We start from the raw sequence: 16795 nt of genomic DNA, 5'->3' as shown, positions 1-16795 counted from the left end.
AGTGTTGAGATGCATAGCTTCATTTTTGCAAAGCTATCTTTATTAATTCACTCCCTTGAAATTCCCTCTCTGCGTATCCATCTTTCTAACTGTCAAAAGAATTTCCTTAAGTTGAGGTTAGGAAGAAAGATATGCGTCTTGATAGATTCACAAGTAAGTTTCAAATCGCTATCTCTGATGCTCAGTCACTAGCGTTAGGGCGCGATCATCAATATATCGAACCAGTGCACCTAATGGTGGCATTGCTTGATCAGAACGGTAGCCCAATTCGTCCACTACTAACTATGTTAGATGTCGACGTAACTCATCTACGCTCTAAATTGAGCGAAATGTTAGACCGACTGCCTAAAGTCAGTGGCATCGGCGGTGATGTTCAGCTGTCTAGCTCTATGGGTACACTTTTCAATTTGTGCGACAAAGTGGCTCAAAAGCGTCAGGACTCCTACATCTCTTCCGAAGTCTTTTTGCTTGCAGCATTAGAAGACCGTGGTCTACTTGGTCAGTTATTGAAAGAGATGGGCTTGACCGAGCAAAAAGTGAGTCAAGCGATCGAAAAGATCAGAGGTGGCCAAAAGGTTAATGACCCGAATGCGGAAGAACTTCGACAAGCGTTGGAAAAGTTCACCATAGACCTTACTGAACGTGCAGAGCAGGGTAAGTTGGATCCGGTTATTGGTCGTGATGACGAAATTCGTCGTACCATCCAAGTATTGCAACGCCGTACTAAAAACAACCCTGTGATCATTGGTGAACCAGGTGTTGGTAAAACAGCAATCGTAGAAGGTTTGGCTCAGCGCATCATTAATAATGAAGTTCCAGAGGGGCTACGTGGTCGCCGAGTGCTTTCATTAGATATGGGCGCACTTGTTGCGGGCGCGAAGTACCGTGGTGAATTTGAAGAGCGCTTGAAGTCGGTATTGAATGAACTAGCCAAAGAAGAAGGCAACGTCATTCTGTTTATTGATGAGCTTCATACTATGGTTGGCGCAGGTAAAGGTGAAGGCTCTATGGATGCCGGTAACATGCTAAAACCAGCGCTGGCTCGTGGTGAACTTCATTGTGTGGGCGCTACAACACTAGATGAATATCGTCAGTATATAGAGAAAGATGCTGCACTTGAGCGTCGTTTCCAAAAAGTGCTGGTGGATGAGCCAAGTGTTGAGGATACCATTGCAATTCTGCGTGGTTTAAAAGAACGCTATGAGCTTCACCATCACGTAGAGATTACCGACCCAGCGATTGTGGCTGCCGCAAGTTTGTCGCATCGCTATGTTTCGGATCGTCAATTGCCTGATAAAGCAATCGACCTTATTGATGAAGCCGCTTCTAGTATTCGTCTACAGATCGACTCTAAGCCAGAATCGCTAGATAAACTCGAACGTAAAATCATCCAACTTAAGATCGAACAGCAAGCACTGAGTAACGAGCATGATGAAGCAAGTGAAAAACGCTTGGACGTGCTTAACGACGAGTTGAACGAAAAAGAACGTGAATATGCAGAGCTAGAAGAAGTGTGGAACGCAGAAAAAGCAGCACTATCTGGTACTCAGCATATTAAAAGTGAGTTAGAGCAAGCCCGAATGGATATGGACTTTGCACGCCGAGCTGGTGATCTAAACCGCATGTCGGAACTGCAATATGGCCGTATTCCTGAACTTGAAAAACAGCTCGATCTTGCTACTCAAGCTGAAATGCAAGAGATGACGCTGCTGCGTAACAAAGTGACGGACAATGAGATTGCAGAAGTACTCTCTAAGCAAACGGGTATCCCCGTTTCTAAAATGCTCGAAGCAGAAAAAGAAAAACTGCTCCGCATGGAAGAGGTTCTGCACAAACGCGTGATTGGTCAGGCGGAAGCGGTTGAAGTGGTATCAAATGCAATCCGTCGTAGCCGAGCTGGCTTATCGGATCCAAACAAACCGATTGGTTCCTTCTTATTCTTAGGTCCAACAGGTGTGGGTAAAACGGAATTGTGTAAGACACTCGCGAGCTTTATGTTCGATAGCGAAGACGCAATGGTACGCATTGACATGTCAGAGTTCATGGAGAAGCATTCTGTGGCAAGACTAGTTGGTGCGCCTCCGGGTTACGTTGGTTATGAAGAGGGTGGTTATCTAACAGAAGCGGTTCGCCGTAAACCTTATTCTGTCATCCTATTAGATGAAGTAGAGAAGGCGCATCCAGATGTGTTCAATATTCTGCTGCAAGTATTGGATGATGGTCGACTAACTGATGGTCAGGGCAGAACGGTTGATTTCCGTAATACTGTAGTGATCATGACATCTAACTTAGGTTCAGCTCGCATCCAAGAGAACTTTGCTACTCTGGATTACCAAGGTATTAAGAATGAAGTGATGGATGTGGTCAGCAAACACTTCCGCCCAGAGTTTTTAAACCGTGTTGATGAAAGTGTGGTCTTCCATCCTCTTGGTCAAGAGCACATTAAGTCGATTGCTTCTATTCAGCTAGCGCGTCTAGCGAAACGTCTAGAAGAAAAAGGTTATCAGTTAGAGGTGTCCGAGAAAGCACTCGATTTAATTGCTCAAGTTGGTTTCGATCCTGTCTATGGTGCGCGTCCTTTAAAACGAGCCATTCAACAAAATGTCGAAAACCCACTAGCGAAATCAATCTTAGCTGGTCAAATATTACCAGATAAGAAAGTACAGCTGGTTGTGAACAATGACCAAATTATTGCTCACCAGTAATTTCACTAATGCAGTGAAAAGTGAGACGAAGTTCAAGGTTTAGGGGGCGGTAGCCCCCTTTTTAATGCACTTTTATCGGGTTTTGATTGTTTTCTATACGAACGAACCAAAAAGATAAGTTTTTTTGAAAAATAGGGTTGTGTTCCTAAACGAACTCCCTATAATGCGCCTCCGTTGTCACGGGAAAGCAAACAAAGCGAAGCCGAGATAACAAGGTCAGTGAGTTAGAAAGTAACTCACAGAGAAATAACTTAAAAAAGTGTTTGACACGATAAGTTATCTCGCTAAAATGGCCGTCCACTTTGAAGAGAACTTCAGAGTGTGCTCTTTAAAAATAAGAACCTATCAATCTGTGTGGGCACTCGTTGATGATAATCCAATTAGAAACTTCGGTTTCAAATTAGGTTTCAATGAAACGAAGTGACCATTGAATCGAAAGATTCAGCACAGTCAATTCAAACATTACTTATGTAATGTTCAGTATTCATTGAGCCGAACAAAATCTTAAATTGAAGAGTTTGATCATGGCTCAGATTGAACGCTGGCGGCAGGCCTAACACATGCAAGTCGAGCGGAAACGAGTTATCTGAACCTTCGGGGAACGATAACGGCGTCGAGCGGCGGACGGGTGAGTAATGCCTAGGAAATTGCCCTGATGTGGGGGATAACCATTGGAAACGATGGCTAATACCGCATGATGCCTACGGGCCAAAGAGGGGGACCTTCGGGCCTCTCGCGCCAGGATATGCCTAGGTGGGATTAGCTAGTTGGTGAGGTAATGGCTCACCAAGGCGACGATCCCTAGCTGGTCTGAGAGGATGATCAGCCACACTGGAACTGAGACACGGTCCAGACTCCTACGGGAGGCAGCAGTGGGGAATATTGCACAATGGGCGCAAGCCTGATGCAGCCATGCCGCGTGTGTGAAGAAGGCCTTCGGGTTGTAAAGCACTTTCAGTCGTGAGGAAGGTGGTAGTGTTAATAGCACTATCATTTGACGTTAGCGACAGAAGAAGCACCGGCTAACTCCGTGCCAGCAGCCGCGGTAATACGGAGGGTGCGAGCGTTAATCGGAATTACTGGGCGTAAAGCGCATGCAGGTGGTTTGTTAAGTCAGATGTGAAAGCCCGGGGCTCAACCTCGGAATAGCATTTGAAACTGGCAGACTAGAGTACTGTAGAGGGGGGTAGAATTTCAGGTGTAGCGGTGAAATGCGTAGAGATCTGAAGGAATACCGGTGGCGAAGGCGGCCCCCTGGACAGATACTGACACTCAGATGCGAAAGCGTGGGGAGCAAACAGGATTAGATACCCTGGTAGTCCACGCCGTAAACGATGTCTACTTGGAGGTTGTGGCCTTGAGCCGTGGCTTTCGGAGCTAACGCGTTAAGTAGACCGCCTGGGGAGTACGGTCGCAAGATTAAAACTCAAATGAATTGACGGGGGCCCGCACAAGCGGTGGAGCATGTGGTTTAATTCGATGCAACGCGAAGAACCTTACCTACTCTTGACATCCAGAGAACTTTCCAGAGATGGATTGGTGCCTTCGGGAACTCTGAGACAGGTGCTGCATGGCTGTCGTCAGCTCGTGTTGTGAAATGTTGGGTTAAGTCCCGCAACGAGCGCAACCCTTATCCTTGTTTGCCAGCGAGTAATGTCGGGAACTCCAGGGAGACTGCCGGTGATAAACCGGAGGAAGGTGGGGACGACGTCAAGTCATCATGGCCCTTACGAGTAGGGCTACACACGTGCTACAATGGCGCATACAGAGGGCAGCAAGCTAGCGATAGTGAGCGAATCCCAAAAAGTGCGTCGTAGTCCGGATTGGAGTCTGCAACTCGACTCCATGAAGTCGGAATCGCTAGTAATCGTGGATCAGAATGCCACGGTGAATACGTTCCCGGGCCTTGTACACACCGCCCGTCACACCATGGGAGTGGGCTGCAAAAGAAGTAGGTAGTTTAACCTTCGGGAGGACGCTTACCACTTTGTGGTTCATGACTGGGGTGAAGTCGTAACAAGGTAGCGCTAGGGGAACCTGGCGCTGGATCACCTCCTTAAACGATGATTACTCACGATGAGTGTCCACACAGATTGATATGGTTTAGATTTCAGAGCAAAGATTGGTTCTGCATAAAATGCTGAAGCGATTTATGTGGGGCTATAGCTCAGCTGGGAGAGCGCTTCGCTGGCAGCGAAGAGGTCATCGGTTCGATCCCGATTAGCTCCACCACTAGCTGCATTGTTTCTGCTTTTAGCAAAACAACCTACAGTGTCCCGTTCGTCTAGAGGCCTAGGACACCGCCCTTTCACGGCGGTAACAGGGGTTCGACTCCCCTACGGGATACCATCTTTAAACATTCTCTCTTGAGAGTTTTTAAAAATGGTTACTTCATAAGAAGTGATTAGCTCTTTAACAATTTGGAAAGCTGACAAAACAATCCTTGTCTTTAAATAGATAGGAGATTGTTTGTAAAGTTCTCAATGTTTGTCTTTATGACAAACACCAAAAAACACATTCAAGTGTTCTTGGGAATATCACTTTTACAGTGATTATTCGAAATTGAGTCCGGCAAAATCGAAATGTCTCTCGCTCATTCAAATAATGAGAGACAACTTTGGTGATTTGAACATCAACTCGAAACTCCTTCGGGTTGTATGGTTAAGTGACTAAGCGTACACGGTGGATGCCTTGGCAGTCAGAGGCGATGAAGGACGTATTAACTTGCGATAAGCCCAGATTAGGTAGTAAAAACCATTTGAGTCTGGGATTTCCGAATGGGGAAACCCACTTACATAAGTAAGTATCGCTGCGTGAATACATAGCGCAGCGAGGCGAACCGGGGGAACTGAAACATCTAAGTACCCCGAGGAAAAGAAATCAACCGAGATTCCGAAAGTAGCGGCGAGCGAAATTGGACTAGCCCTTAAGCTTTTTATGCGTCAGGTGAAACTTCTGGAAAGTTGTGCGATACAGGGTGATAGCCCCGTAACCGGCAACGCATTTAAAGTGAAATCGAGTAGGGCGGGACACGTGATATCCTGTCTGAATATGGGGGGACCATCCTCCAAGGCTAAATACTACTGACTGACCGATAGTGAACCAGTACCGTGAGGGAAAGGCGAAAAGAACCCCTGTGAGGGGAGTGAAATAGAACCTGAAACCGTGTACGTACAAGCAGTAGGAGCACCTTCGTGGTGTGACTGCGTACCTTTTGTATAATGGGTCAGCGACTTATATTCAGTGGCAAGGTTAACCATCTAGGGGAGCCGTAGCGAAAGCGAGTGTTAACTGCGCGACTCAGTCGCTGGATATAGACCCGAAACCAGGTGATCTAGCCATGGGCAGGTTGAAGATTGAGTAACATCAATTGGAGGACCGAACCGACTAATGTTGAAAAATTAGCGGATGACTTGTGGCTAGGGGTGAAAGGCCAATCAAACCTGGAGATAGCTGGTTCTCCCCGAAAGCTATTTAGGTAGCGCCTCGGACGAATACTACTGGGGGTAGAGCACTGTTAAGGCTAGGGGGTCATCCCGACTTACCAACCCTTTGCAAACTCCGAATACCAGTAAGTACTATCCGGGAGACACACGGCGGGTGCTAACGTCCGTCGTGGAGAGGGAAACAACCCAGACCGCCAGCTAAGGTCCCAAATTACTACTAAGTGGGAAACGATGTGGGAAGGCTCAGACAGCCAGGATGTTGGCTTAGAAGCAGCCATCATTTAAAGAAAGCGTAATAGCTCACTGGTCGAGTCGGCCTGCGCGGAAGATGTAACGGGGCTAAGTAGTAAACCGAAGCTGCGGCAATGCACTTTAGTGCATTGGGTAGGGGAGCGTTCTGTAAGCGGTTGAAGGTGTGTGGTAACGCATGCTGGACGTATCAGAAGTGCGAATGCTGACATGAGTAACGATAAAGGGGGTGAAAAACCTCCTCGCCGGAAGACCAAGGGTTCCTGTCCAACGTTAATCGGGGCAGGGTAAGTCGACCCCTAAGGCGAGGCCGAAAGGCGTAGTCGATGGGAAACGGGTTAATATTCCCGTACTTCTTACAATTGCGATGGGGGGACGGAGAAGGCTAGGTGGGCCTGGCGACGGTTGTCCAGGTTCAAGTGCGTAGGCTGAGAAATTAGGTAAATCCGGTTTCTCTTAAGGCTGAGACACGACGTCGAGCTACTACGGTAGTGAAGTCATTGATGCCATGCTTCCAGGAAAAGCCTCTAAGCTTCAGATTGTAAGGAATCGTACCCCAAACCGACACAGGTGGTCGGGTAGAGAATACCAAGGCGCTTGAGAGAACTCGGGTGAAGGAACTAGGCAAAATGGTACCGTAACTTCGGGAGAAGGTACGCTCTTGATGGTGAAATCCCTTGCGGATGGAGCTGACGAGAGTCGCAGATACCAGGTGGCTGCAACTGTTTATTAAAAACACAGCACTGTGCAAAATCGTAAGATGACGTATACGGTGTGACGCCTGCCCGGTGCCGGAAGGTTAATTGATGGGGTTAGACTTCGGTCGAAGCTCTTGATCGAAGCCCCGGTAAACGGCGGCCGTAACTATAACGGTCCTAAGGTAGCGAAATTCCTTGTCGGGTAAGTTCCGACCTGCACGAATGGCGTAATGATGGCCACGCTGTCTCCACCCGAGACTCAGTGAAATTGAAATCGCTGTGAAGATGCAGTGTACCCGCGGCTAGACGGAAAGACCCCGTGAACCTTTACTACAGCTTGGCACTGAACATTGACCCTACATGTGTAGGATAGGTGGGAGGCTTTGAAGCAAGTACGCCAGTATTTGTGGAGCCGTCCTTGAAATACCACCCTTGTAGTGTTGATGTTCTAACGTCGACCCCTAATCGGGGTTGCGGACAGTGCCTGGTGGGTAGTTTGACTGGGGCGGTCTCCTCCCAAAGAGTAACGGAGGAGCACGAAGGTGGGCTAATCACGGTTGGACATCGTGAGGTTAGTGCAATGGCATAAGCCCGCTTGACTGCGAGAATGACAATTCGAGCAGGTGCGAAAGCAGGTCATAGTGATCCGGTGGTTCTGAATGGAAGGGCCATCGCTCAACGGATAAAAGGTACTCCGGGGATAACAGGCTGATACCGCCCAAGAGTTCATATCGACGGCGGTGTTTGGCACCTCGATGTCGGCTCATCACATCCTGGGGCTGAAGTCGGTCCCAAGGGTATGGCTGTTCGCCATTTAAAGTGGTACGCGAGCTGGGTTTAGAACGTCGTGAGACAGTTCGGTCCCTATCTGCCGTGGGCGTTGGAAGATTGAAGGGGGCTGCTCCTAGTACGAGAGGACCGGAGTGGACGAACCTCTGGTGTTCGGGTTGTGTCGCCAGACGCATTGCCCGGTAGCTAAGTTCGGAATCGATAACCGCTGAAAGCATCTAAGCGGGAAGCGAGCCCTGAGATGAGTCTTCCCTGATACTTTAAGTATCCTAAAGGGTTGTTCGAGACTAGAACGTTGATAGGCAGGGTGTGTAAGCGTTGTGAGGCGTTGAGCTAACCTGTACTAATTGCCCGTGAGGCTTAACCATACAACACCCAAGGGGTTTTGATGGACTCAATGCAAGAACATTGAATGTGTAAATAGAACTTAACATCAGTTTTCCGAATTAAAGAATTTGCTTGGCGACCATAGCGATTTGGACCCACCTGATTTCCATTCCGAACTCAGAAGTGAAACGAATTAGCGCCGATGGTAGTGTGGGGCTTCCCCATGTGAGAGTAGGACATCGCCAGGCTTTAAATTTAGACTTTAGGTCTAACCAGTGCGGAGCGGTAGTTCAGTTGGTTAGAATACCGGCCTGTCACGCCGGGGGTCGCGGGTTCGAGTCCCGTCCGCTCCGCCACTTATTCGAGAGTCGTCTCATTAAACACGAACAACAGGGGTGTAGCTCCAATTGGCAGAGCAGCGGATTCCAAATCCGCGTGTTGGGAGTTCGAATCTCTCCACCCCTGCCATATTCAAGGCTCTAGTCGAAAGACTAGAGCCTTTTTCATGTCTGCGGCCTTTTCAAATTTCTCTCTGAGAGAAGGTATTTAAAGTATTTGAAGTGCAGGCTGCTCCGTAGGCCTATAAGTCATCTCTTCTCAAGTAACCTAGCAACAGTTGTGTGCCTTAAGGTATTTAGGCTTATGCATGCCTGCAAGCTCTCAGCGTGATAAGAGAGCGAGTTCCTGTTATTATCGGCGCTGAATTCTAATAATTAGGAAGCAAGTCTATGCCACATCTTCGATTTAGAGCTGTTGAGCCTCAAACGGTTCAAGCGCTATCAAAACCTCTTACCGATGAACTGCAACCATTAATGGATTGTCCTCGTGAAGATTTCACTTTCGAATACATCTACAGTACATTTTTTAGCGAAGGTGAAGTAAGTGCTGCTTATCCTTTTGTTGAGGTGTTGTGGTTTGACCGTGGGCAAGAGACTCAGAATAAAGTGGCTAAAGCGATTACTGAGCAAGTTCGTGGTATTGTCGGTGAAGATATCGATGTTGCGGTAATTTTCTCTGCACTCTCTCCTAAAGGCTACTATGATAATGGTGACCACTATTAAGGAATGAGCGTGATGAAGCTGAGTCTTTCTTTTTGTTTAAGTTTTCTATTCTCAGCTTCTCTTTATGCTACTCCGTGGGAGCAGGTCTCTGGTCCCACAAATAACACATCCTCTTCTATCGGCAGTTATGCTAATGGCTGTTTAGATGGAGCTTCTCCTCTCCCGCTTGATGGTATTGGTTATCAGGTTTTACGCAGTAAAACGAAGCGTTACTATGGGCACCCTCACACGATTAGCTTTGTTGAAGAGTTAGCGAAAAAAGCCAATCAAGATCTCAACACAACGTTACTTATTGGGGACTTATCCCTAGCTCGCGGTGGACGTTTTTCTACTGGCCACTCTAGTCATCAAACCGGCTTGGATATTGATATTTGGCTGCGCTTGGCTGATGAACCGCTTTCTTACAATGAGCTTCAACTTCCAAAACCCATCAGTGTCGTCGATCTTAAAAAATACAAGATTCTAGAACACCGTTGGGAAGATAGGCACTTTGAACTGATTCGGAGTGCAGCGAAGAGTCAGGATGTTGCTCGTATCTTTGTTCATCCAGTGATTAAAGAGCAATTATGTAAGCAAGAAGGTGAGAAAGACCGAAACTGGTTACGTAAGGTTCGCCCTTGGTGGGGGCATCATTACCACTTCCACGTAAGATTAACTTGCCCTGAGTCGAGCTCTAATTGTGTTAACCAAGCGCCGCCACCAGCAGGAGATGGTTGTGGAGCAGAGTTAGCAAGTTGGAAGCCGAAAGCAACGCCTCCTCCTGTGACAAAAAAAACGAAGGTGACGCCTAAACCTAAGAAGAAAAAGATACTGCCAGCACAATGTCAGCCGCTTATTACGCAGAAATAGGTGGCAAGTCCTACCAACGAAATACCAAAGATGCTTTCTCTTGATCTCTATTATGAAACTGGAGAAAGATCATACTTTTGTCTACAGTGAATAATACCAGTACAAAAACTGACCTTTTGGGTTTTTGTGACATATTATAGAAATCTCATATAAACAATGAGTTGCATGGTTTTTAAATGTGGTAGCAATTCAATATTAAGAAAGATCTTTTCGTCGCGATTCTCTGATTTCTTAACAATATGTCTGTTGGTTGGTGAAGGACAAACGACAACGCAGACAAGTGTATTGAGATGGGTAAGGAGGCTTTTCCCCATCGAGAGTTAATCAAGGATAAAACCATGACTATGATTTGTGCAAAAGAGTTTGCAGAGTGGTTAAGACACAGATTTAGCAGTGATACTAAAGGAGTCTTTTTGACTCGAGAGGATGTTAATCACCTGACTGGGCGCCAACGCCTTGACCCAGGCTTTGTTAATGACGTGCATTACGAGCTGATGCAATATGGAATGGCTTTCGTTACTGATACAAGTAGGGAGAACTTTTATCTGATCCCTGTCTCGCAAGCTGAAAATTGGCGTGAGAGGCTAGAGTATCACTTCGAGAAAGAGCTGTTTTGTAATATCTATCCTATCGAAAAATCGGGTTAAAAAAAGGTTCAACTTTGTCGGCAAAGTTGAACCTCTTTCGATTACGCTAACCCTTGAATAATCACAAACTTCTCTAGCAATTGCTCTTCAGTCTCTACATGATTTGGGTCGGTAATAATGCACTTCGTAATTGGACACACTGACTGACATGTTGGTTTTTCGTAGTGACCTTTACACTCTGTACATAGAGCAGGGGCAATTTCGAAAATGCTGTCACCCATAGTAATTGCACCATTAGGGCACTCTGGGTCACACATATCACAGTTGATGCACTTATCGGTAATAAGTAGTGCCATGATTACTTACCAGTTGGGTTACGGGTATCCTGACCTGCATTTAAGTTACGCATTAACAGACCGTATTCTAGATCCATGTCTTCTGGAACTGGGATAAATACGAAGTGACCGTTACCTTTTGCGTCTTCAATTGATTCTGACTTACGGTTTTCCATCGCTTCTAGCGTGAAGATTACGTTGCCTTTTGGCGTCATTAGTTCAAGGCTGTCACCAACGATGAACTTGTTCTTCACTTCAACTTCAGCCATGTCACCACGACGTTTGCCAGTGAATTCACCAACGAACTGCTGAGCATCAGATACAGAGTAGCCGTAATCGTAGTTTTGGTAGCTGTCGTGAGTGTGACGACGTAGGAAGCCTTCTGTGTAACCACGGTGAGCTAGGCTTTCTAGCGTACCCATTAGGCTTTCATCAAATGGACGACCAGCAACTGCGTCATCAATCGCCTTACGGTAAACCTGAGCCGTACGCGCACAGTAGTAGAAAGACTTAGTACGGCCTTCAATTTTAAGAGAGTGAACACCCATCTTAGTTAGACGCTCTACGTGTTGGATTGCACGCAGGTCTTTCGAGTTCATGATGTAAGTGCCGTGCTCGTCTTCGAAAGCCGCCATTTTTTCTTCTGGACGGTGACTTTCAGAAAGCAATACCACTTCGTCAGTTGGTTTGCCGCGACCGATAGTCGTTTCAGGGCGTTCGTCAGCGACTTCGATTGCTTGAGCTTCGTTTGGATCGAATGCTTCAACAATTTGGCCAGCGTCGTTTTCTTTGCCTTCTTCTACTTTGTATTCCCAACGGCATGCGTTAGTGCAAGTGCCTTGGTTAGGGTCACGTTTGTTGATGTAACCAGACAGTAGGCAGCGACCAGAGTAAGCCATGCATAGAGCACCGTGAACGAAAACTTCTAGTTCAGTTTCAGGACAGTGCTCGCGAATTTCTTCGATTTCTTCTAGAGAAAGCTCACGAGAAACGATCACACGCTCAACACCGTTAGCAGCCCAGAACTTCACTGTTGCCCAGTTTACTGCGTTCGCCTGTACAGACAGGTGAATTGGCATTTCTGGGAACGCTTCGCGAACCATCATGATAAGACCTGGATCAGACATGATAAGTGCGTCTGGGCCCATTTCTACCACTGGCTTAAGGTCACGGATGAAAGTTTTAAGCTTAGAGTTGTGCGGTTGGATGTTACATACCACGTAAAGCTTTTTGCCTAGGGCATGCGCTTCGTTGATACCGATTTGTAGGTTTTCGTGGTTGAACTCGTTGTTACGTACGCGAAGGCTGTAGCGAGGTTGCCCTGCGTATACTGCATCTGCGCCGTAGGCGAATGCGTAACGCATGTTTTTAAGGCTACCTGCTGGAGACAGTAGCTCTGGTACGAATGCTTTCTCTGTTGTCATTGCTCAATTCTCTTAGTATCTGATCACAAGTCAGGCCAATTCCACCTCATGGAAATGGGGCGCAAATTTTACGTCAAAATGTGACCTGTGACTAGGAGAATTATGGTTTAGATAAACAAACGCCCTCAAAAAAAGTGAGGGCGTTATGATTAATCTTTGTACCAAATTAAGCGTTAGGGTTTGGTAAACCGCCCAATGCTTCGTATAGATTTGGTAGGAAAGCGCTGAATTCGCCACACATTAGAGAGAAGTCTGCGTCGAAGCGAGCAGCCTGATCTTCGCGTGGGATATCATCGTTTTGGTCTTTTAGTTCATCAGAGAACTTCAGACGTTTGATGCCAGAATCTTCTGCCATGATGAATTCGATACGATCTTGCCAGTTCAGTGCTAGCTTAGTCACCACTTTATCTGCTGCGATGTGGTTACGGATTTCATCAGTTGTAAGCTCTTGCTTCTTACAACGAATCACGCCGCCTTCTTCTAGCACAGACTTAAGCTCAGCTTCGTCCATCATTGTGATGCCTTGTGGCGTTTCACCGGTTTTCACCCATTCAGTCAGAGTCGTTTCGATCGCAACTTCAGGAATTGCTGGTACAACAGGTAGGCTACCCATTGTTTTACGCAATAGTGCTAACACGTCTTCTGCTTTTTTGTAGCTGCTTGCATCAACAAGGATGAAGCCTTCTTTTGGCATGATAAGTACGTAAGTGTGGCTGCTGCGGCTGAATGCACGTGGCAGTAGGTCCATTACGATGTCATCTTTCAGGTTGTCTTTCTCTTTCTTCTTAAGAGGACGACCTTCTTGTGCTTCCATTGCTTCTACTTTTGCGTTTAGTGAATCTTTGATCACTGAAGCAGGCAGCATTTTCTCTTCTTTCTTTGCGCAAATCAGAATGCGGTTTTCAGAAACGTGCGTCATCATGTCGCCATTTCTACCCATCGCGCTAACCCAGCCAAACTTTTGTTTATCTTGGCTGCCACAAGGGGTGAATCGGAACTCGGCTAGTTGAGTTTCCAGTTGATCGGCGTTGAAGTTAACCTCGCGGTTAACGCGGTATACCAGACAGTTTTTAAACCACATAAATCTTCTCTAGGCTTGATGACAAGGGACTAATCATAGGGAATTTTCCCGGCGTTGTCCTAATTGAATTGAAAAAGATCATGATGAATCTCAAAAGAAAGTTATATGAAAATTTGTTTTCAAAGGTCACAAAAGTGTCATAATTGGTAGTAATAATGCTTATGCATAGAGGGGCGCTTTGTCCTTTAAATTCATTAGCTCAACTAACATAAGGTTATTCAATTATGTCTAGAAGGATTCTGGTTGTTGAAGACGAAGCTCCGATTCGCGAAATGCTATGCTTCGTGCTTGAACAGAAAGGTTATCAAGCAGTAGAAGCAGAAGATTACGACTCTGCGGTAACCAAGCTGGCTGAACCCTTCCCGGATTTAGTGCTACTAGACTGGATGCTACCAGGTGGCAGTGGTATTAACTTCATCAAACACATGAAGCGCGAAGAGTTAACTCGCAACATTCCCGTTGTGATGCTGACAGCTCGTGGTGAAGAAGAAGACAAAGTGCGCGGCTTAGAAGTTGGTGCGGATGACTACATCACCAAACCATTTTCACCAAAAGAGTTGGTTGCTCGCCTTAAAGCCGTTATTCGTCGCGTAACACCGACTGCGCTTGAAGATGTGATTGATGTACAAGGTCTGAAATTGGATCCTGTTTCTCACCGCGTGACTGCAAATGATGAAGCGGTTGATATGGGACCAACTGAGTTCAAAATGCTGCACTTCTTTATGACGCACCAAGAGCGCGTTTACAGTCGTGAACAACTGCTAAACAACGTTTGGGGCACCAACGTGTATGTAGAAGACCGTACTGTTGACGTACATATTCGTCGTCTGCGTAAAGCGCTTGAGGCGGCAGGTCACGACAAACTCATCCAAACTGTTCGTGGCGCAGGATACCGTTTCTCGACGAAGGCATAACATCGCTAGCAGCTTATCAATACCATTTCTGGAGTAATGAGTGGTTGAAAGATTAACTTGGAAAAAGCTGGCCTGGGAGCTGGCTTTTTTTTACACCCCCTGGGTGATAATAGGTTGGATATTCGGTTATATGCCGTGGTTGCTTTTGGCGGCCACGGCTTTGCAGCTTGTATGGCATTTGCATAATCAGGTGCGCTTGTCGGCTTGGTTGTGGGATGAAAAGCGTCTTACGCCACCGTCAGGTAGTGGCAATTGGGAATCGTTATTCAACGGTTTATACCGATTGCAACAACGTCAGCGTCGTAAGCGCAAAGAGCTTACCAATTTGATTCGCCGTTTCCGCAATGGTGCTGAATCGCTGCCGGATGCGGTGGTGGTATTTCGTGCGGAAGGTAACATCGTATGGTGTAACAAGCTCGCGCAGCACCTTTTGGGGTTCCACTGGCCGGAAGATTCTGGGCAACCTATCTCTAACCTTATTCGTACTCCAGATTTTATTAAGTACATCAACAAGCAAGACTTCTCAGAGCCGCTAGAAATGCGCTCACCACTGAATGTCGAGCGAATGTTGGAGTTGCGTATCGTACCTTACACCGAAGGGGAACACCTGATGGTGGTACGTGATGTGAGCCAACTTAAACAGCTTGAAGGTATGCGTCGTAACTTCTTCGCTAACGTATCTCATGAGCTTCGTACACCGATGACGGTACTGCAAGGCTATCTTGAGATGACGGAAGATCCAGACATGATTGTTGGCCCGATGTGGACGAAGGCACATGGGGTGATGACAGAGCAGCTCAACCGCATGAACAGCTTGGTTAATCAGCTTCTGACGCTGTCTAAGATTGAAGCGGCACCAATGCATGAGTTGGAAGATGTGGTCAATGTCCCGAGCATGTTAGAAGTGCTAGAGAAGGAAGCGGTAAGCCTAAGTGGTGATGAGCAGCATCAGTTGAAGTTCGACGTGGATTCTAGCCTGCGTGTGCTCGGTGATGATGACCAACTACGTAGTGCGATCTCTAACTTGGTGTACAACGCAGTAAAATACACACCACCTGGTGCACACATTAACGTTCGTTGGTATCAAACTGCGCAAGGCGCTTGCCTAGAAGTAGAAGACAGCGGTGATGGTATTGAGCCACAACACTTGCATCGATTGACCGAACGTTTCTATCGCGTCGATAAAGCTCGTTCACGAGATACCGGTGGCAGTGGTCTAGGCTTAGCCATAGTGAAGCACGCGTTGAGTCACCATGACTCTCATCTCGAAATTTACAGTGAAGTTGGTGTTGGCAGTAAGTTCTCCTTCATCCTACCAAGTCGTTTGGTGGTGAAGTAATGAGTGTTGTATCCAAAGCAATCAAGAAAATCACTCTAGCCACGTTAGTGCTTTCCAGCGTGGCTATTGCGCAAGATAAACCGCTGCCGAATTATCAAAAGACGACTGGCATAGCCGGTAACTTATTGTCTGTCGGCTCTGATACGCTAGCGGGCATGACCACGCTTTGGGTGGAAGAGTTTAAATCTATCTACCCGAACATTAATGCTCAGGTACAAGCGTCTGGCTCATCGACTGCGCCACCGGCGTTAACGGAGCAAACTGCGCAATTCGGTCCAATGAGTCGCTCTATGCGTATGCGTGAGATCGAAGCATTTGAGCGGGTGCATGGTTACAAACCAACGGCGCTTCGTGTTGCGATTGATGCGATTGGTATTTTTGTGCACCAAGATAATCCAATCAAAGGGCTTAATTTCCATCAGTTGGATGCGATGTTTTCCGCGACTTTACGCTGCGGCGAAAGTGAGTTCATTACCAACTGGCGTGAGTTAGGCATCAAAGCTGAGTGGGCGAAACGTAACTTGCAGCTGTTTGGGCGTAACTCGGTATCGGGTACGTACGGTTATTTTAAAAGTAATGCCTTGTGTGGCGGCGATTTTAAAACTCGTGTGAACGAGCAACCGGGATCTGCCTCAGTGGTACAGTCTGTGGCCTCAACGATCAGTGGTGTAGGCTACTCAGGTGTGGGTTATCGCGTGGCGGGTGTTCGCTTAGTCCCAATTGCGAAAACAGGCACAGACTACGTTAGCCCTGTGCGTGAAAATATCATCTCAGGTAAGTACCCACTATCGCGTTACCTCTATGTATACGTGAATAAACATCCGGATTATCCGCTAAGCCCAATTGAAGCTGAGTTCATTCGCTTTATGTTCTCTGCCCAAGGGCAAGCGCTGGTTGCGAAAGACGGTTATGTTCCCATTACTGCCGATTTCGCTGCAGAGGAATTAAAAAAGGTCGGTTTATAAGCCGACCTTTTTCTTTATCTCATTGA

General features: G+C 46.8%; 10 protein-coding genes, 4 tRNA genes and 3 rRNA genes. 14 read left to right on the top strand and 3 right to left on the bottom strand.

The window, feature by feature from the left end; genetic code table 11:
• Positions 1-131 precede the first annotated feature (131 nt).
• The 11 genes from clpB (at position 132) to ACLIIY_RS12365 (ending at position 10771) form a co-directional block, all read left to right on the top strand.
• Complete coding sequence (gene clpB / locus ACLIIY_RS12415) at positions 132-2705, top strand: ATP-dependent chaperone ClpB (protein ID WP_434527672.1); 2574 nt, start codon at positions 132-134, stop codon at positions 2703-2705.
• Positions 2706-3211: 506 nt separating this feature from the next.
• Positions 3212-4764: ribosomal RNA gene (locus ACLIIY_RS12410) — 16S ribosomal RNA — on the top strand.
• A 97-nt stretch (positions 4765-4861) separates the two neighbouring features.
• Positions 4862-4937, top strand: a tRNA-Ala gene (locus ACLIIY_RS12405).
• 41 nt (positions 4938-4978) lie between these two features.
• Positions 4979-5054 (top strand) — tRNA-Glu (locus tag ACLIIY_RS12400).
• A 310-nt stretch (positions 5055-5364) separates the two neighbouring features.
• Positions 5365-8255, top strand: a 23S ribosomal RNA gene (locus ACLIIY_RS12395).
• Positions 8256-8345: 90 nt separating this feature from the next.
• Positions 8346-8462: ribosomal RNA gene (gene rrf / locus ACLIIY_RS12390) — 5S ribosomal RNA — on the top strand.
• Together the 16S, 23S and 5S rRNA genes with 4 tRNA genes alongside form the textbook arrangement of a ribosomal RNA operon.
• Positions 8463-8493: 31 nt before the next feature.
• Positions 8494-8570, top strand: a tRNA-Asp gene (locus ACLIIY_RS12385).
• A gap of 35 nt (positions 8571-8605) precedes the next feature.
• Positions 8606-8682, top strand: a tRNA-Trp gene (locus ACLIIY_RS12380).
• Positions 8683-8942: 260 nt separating this feature from the next.
• Positions 8943-9275: a DUF1904 domain-containing protein gene (locus tag ACLIIY_RS12375; protein WP_009705549.1), complete on the top strand. Its 333-nt coding sequence runs from the start codon at positions 8943-8945 to the stop codon at positions 9273-9275.
• Positions 9276-9287: 12 nt separating this feature from the next.
• Positions 9288-10124, top strand: a complete 837-nt coding sequence (mepA, locus tag ACLIIY_RS12370; RefSeq protein WP_434528552.1) for a penicillin-insensitive murein endopeptidase — start codon at positions 9288-9290, stop codon at positions 10122-10124.
• A gap of 338 nt (positions 10125-10462) precedes the next feature.
• Positions 10463-10771 carry a hypothetical protein gene (locus ACLIIY_RS12365; RefSeq protein WP_009705551.1) on the top strand — a complete coding sequence of 103 codons (309 nt, stop codon included), beginning with the start codon at positions 10463-10465 and terminating at the stop codon, positions 10769-10771.
• 41 nt (positions 10772-10812) lie between these two features.
• Here the strand turns inward: ACLIIY_RS12365 and ACLIIY_RS12360 are convergent, their stop codons facing one another.
• The 3 genes from ACLIIY_RS12360 to rdgC all read right to left on the bottom strand — a co-directional run bounded on the left by ACLIIY_RS12360 (position 10813) and on the right by rdgC (position 13551).
• On the bottom strand, positions 10813-11067 hold the full coding sequence (locus ACLIIY_RS12360) for a YfhL family 4Fe-4S dicluster ferredoxin (RefSeq protein ID WP_104047864.1): 255 nt from the start codon (positions 11065-11067) through the stop codon (positions 10813-10815).
• Between the two features lie 2 nt (positions 11068-11069).
• Positions 11070-12470 carry a tRNA 5-hydroxyuridine modification protein YegQ gene (yegQ, locus tag ACLIIY_RS12355; protein ID WP_005440369.1) on the bottom strand — a complete coding sequence of 467 codons (1401 nt, stop codon included), beginning with the start codon at positions 12468-12470 and terminating at the stop codon, positions 11070-11072.
• 166 nt (positions 12471-12636) lie between these two features.
• Positions 12637-13551 carry a recombination-associated protein RdgC gene (rdgC, locus tag ACLIIY_RS12350; protein WP_038896022.1) on the bottom strand — a complete coding sequence of 305 codons (915 nt, stop codon included), beginning with the start codon at positions 13549-13551 and terminating at the stop codon, positions 12637-12639.
• A 224-nt stretch (positions 13552-13775) separates the two neighbouring features.
• Between rdgC and phoB the strand changes: the two genes are divergently transcribed.
• From phoB to ACLIIY_RS12335, 3 genes are read left to right on the top strand one after another with little or no spacing between them, the layout of a single operon-like run.
• Positions 13776-14465 carry a phosphate regulon transcriptional regulator PhoB gene (gene phoB / locus ACLIIY_RS12345; RefSeq protein ID WP_005424836.1) on the top strand — a complete coding sequence of 230 codons (690 nt, stop codon included), beginning with the start codon at positions 13776-13778 and terminating at the stop codon, positions 14463-14465.
• A gap of 40 nt (positions 14466-14505) precedes the next feature.
• Positions 14506-15804: a phosphate regulon sensor histidine kinase PhoR gene (gene phoR / locus ACLIIY_RS12340; RefSeq protein WP_045488538.1), complete on the top strand. Its 1299-nt coding sequence runs from the start codon at positions 14506-14508 to the stop codon at positions 15802-15804.
• A complete protein-coding gene (locus tag ACLIIY_RS12335; RefSeq protein ID WP_005440360.1) occupies positions 15804-16769 on the top strand; it encodes a PstS family phosphate ABC transporter substrate-binding protein in 966 nt (321 codons plus the stop codon). The genes phoR and ACLIIY_RS12335 overlap by 1 nt, the downstream gene beginning before the upstream one ends.
• The last annotated feature ends 26 nt before the right edge of the window (positions 16770-16795 follow it).

This window comes from Vibrio sp. K4 (assembly GCF_051122595.1).
Lineage (GTDB): Bacteria > Pseudomonadota > Gammaproteobacteria > Enterobacterales > Vibrionaceae > Vibrio > Vibrio owensii.
Note: the sequence above shows the minus strand (reverse complement) of the source record. Positions and strands in the feature narration are given on the sequence as shown.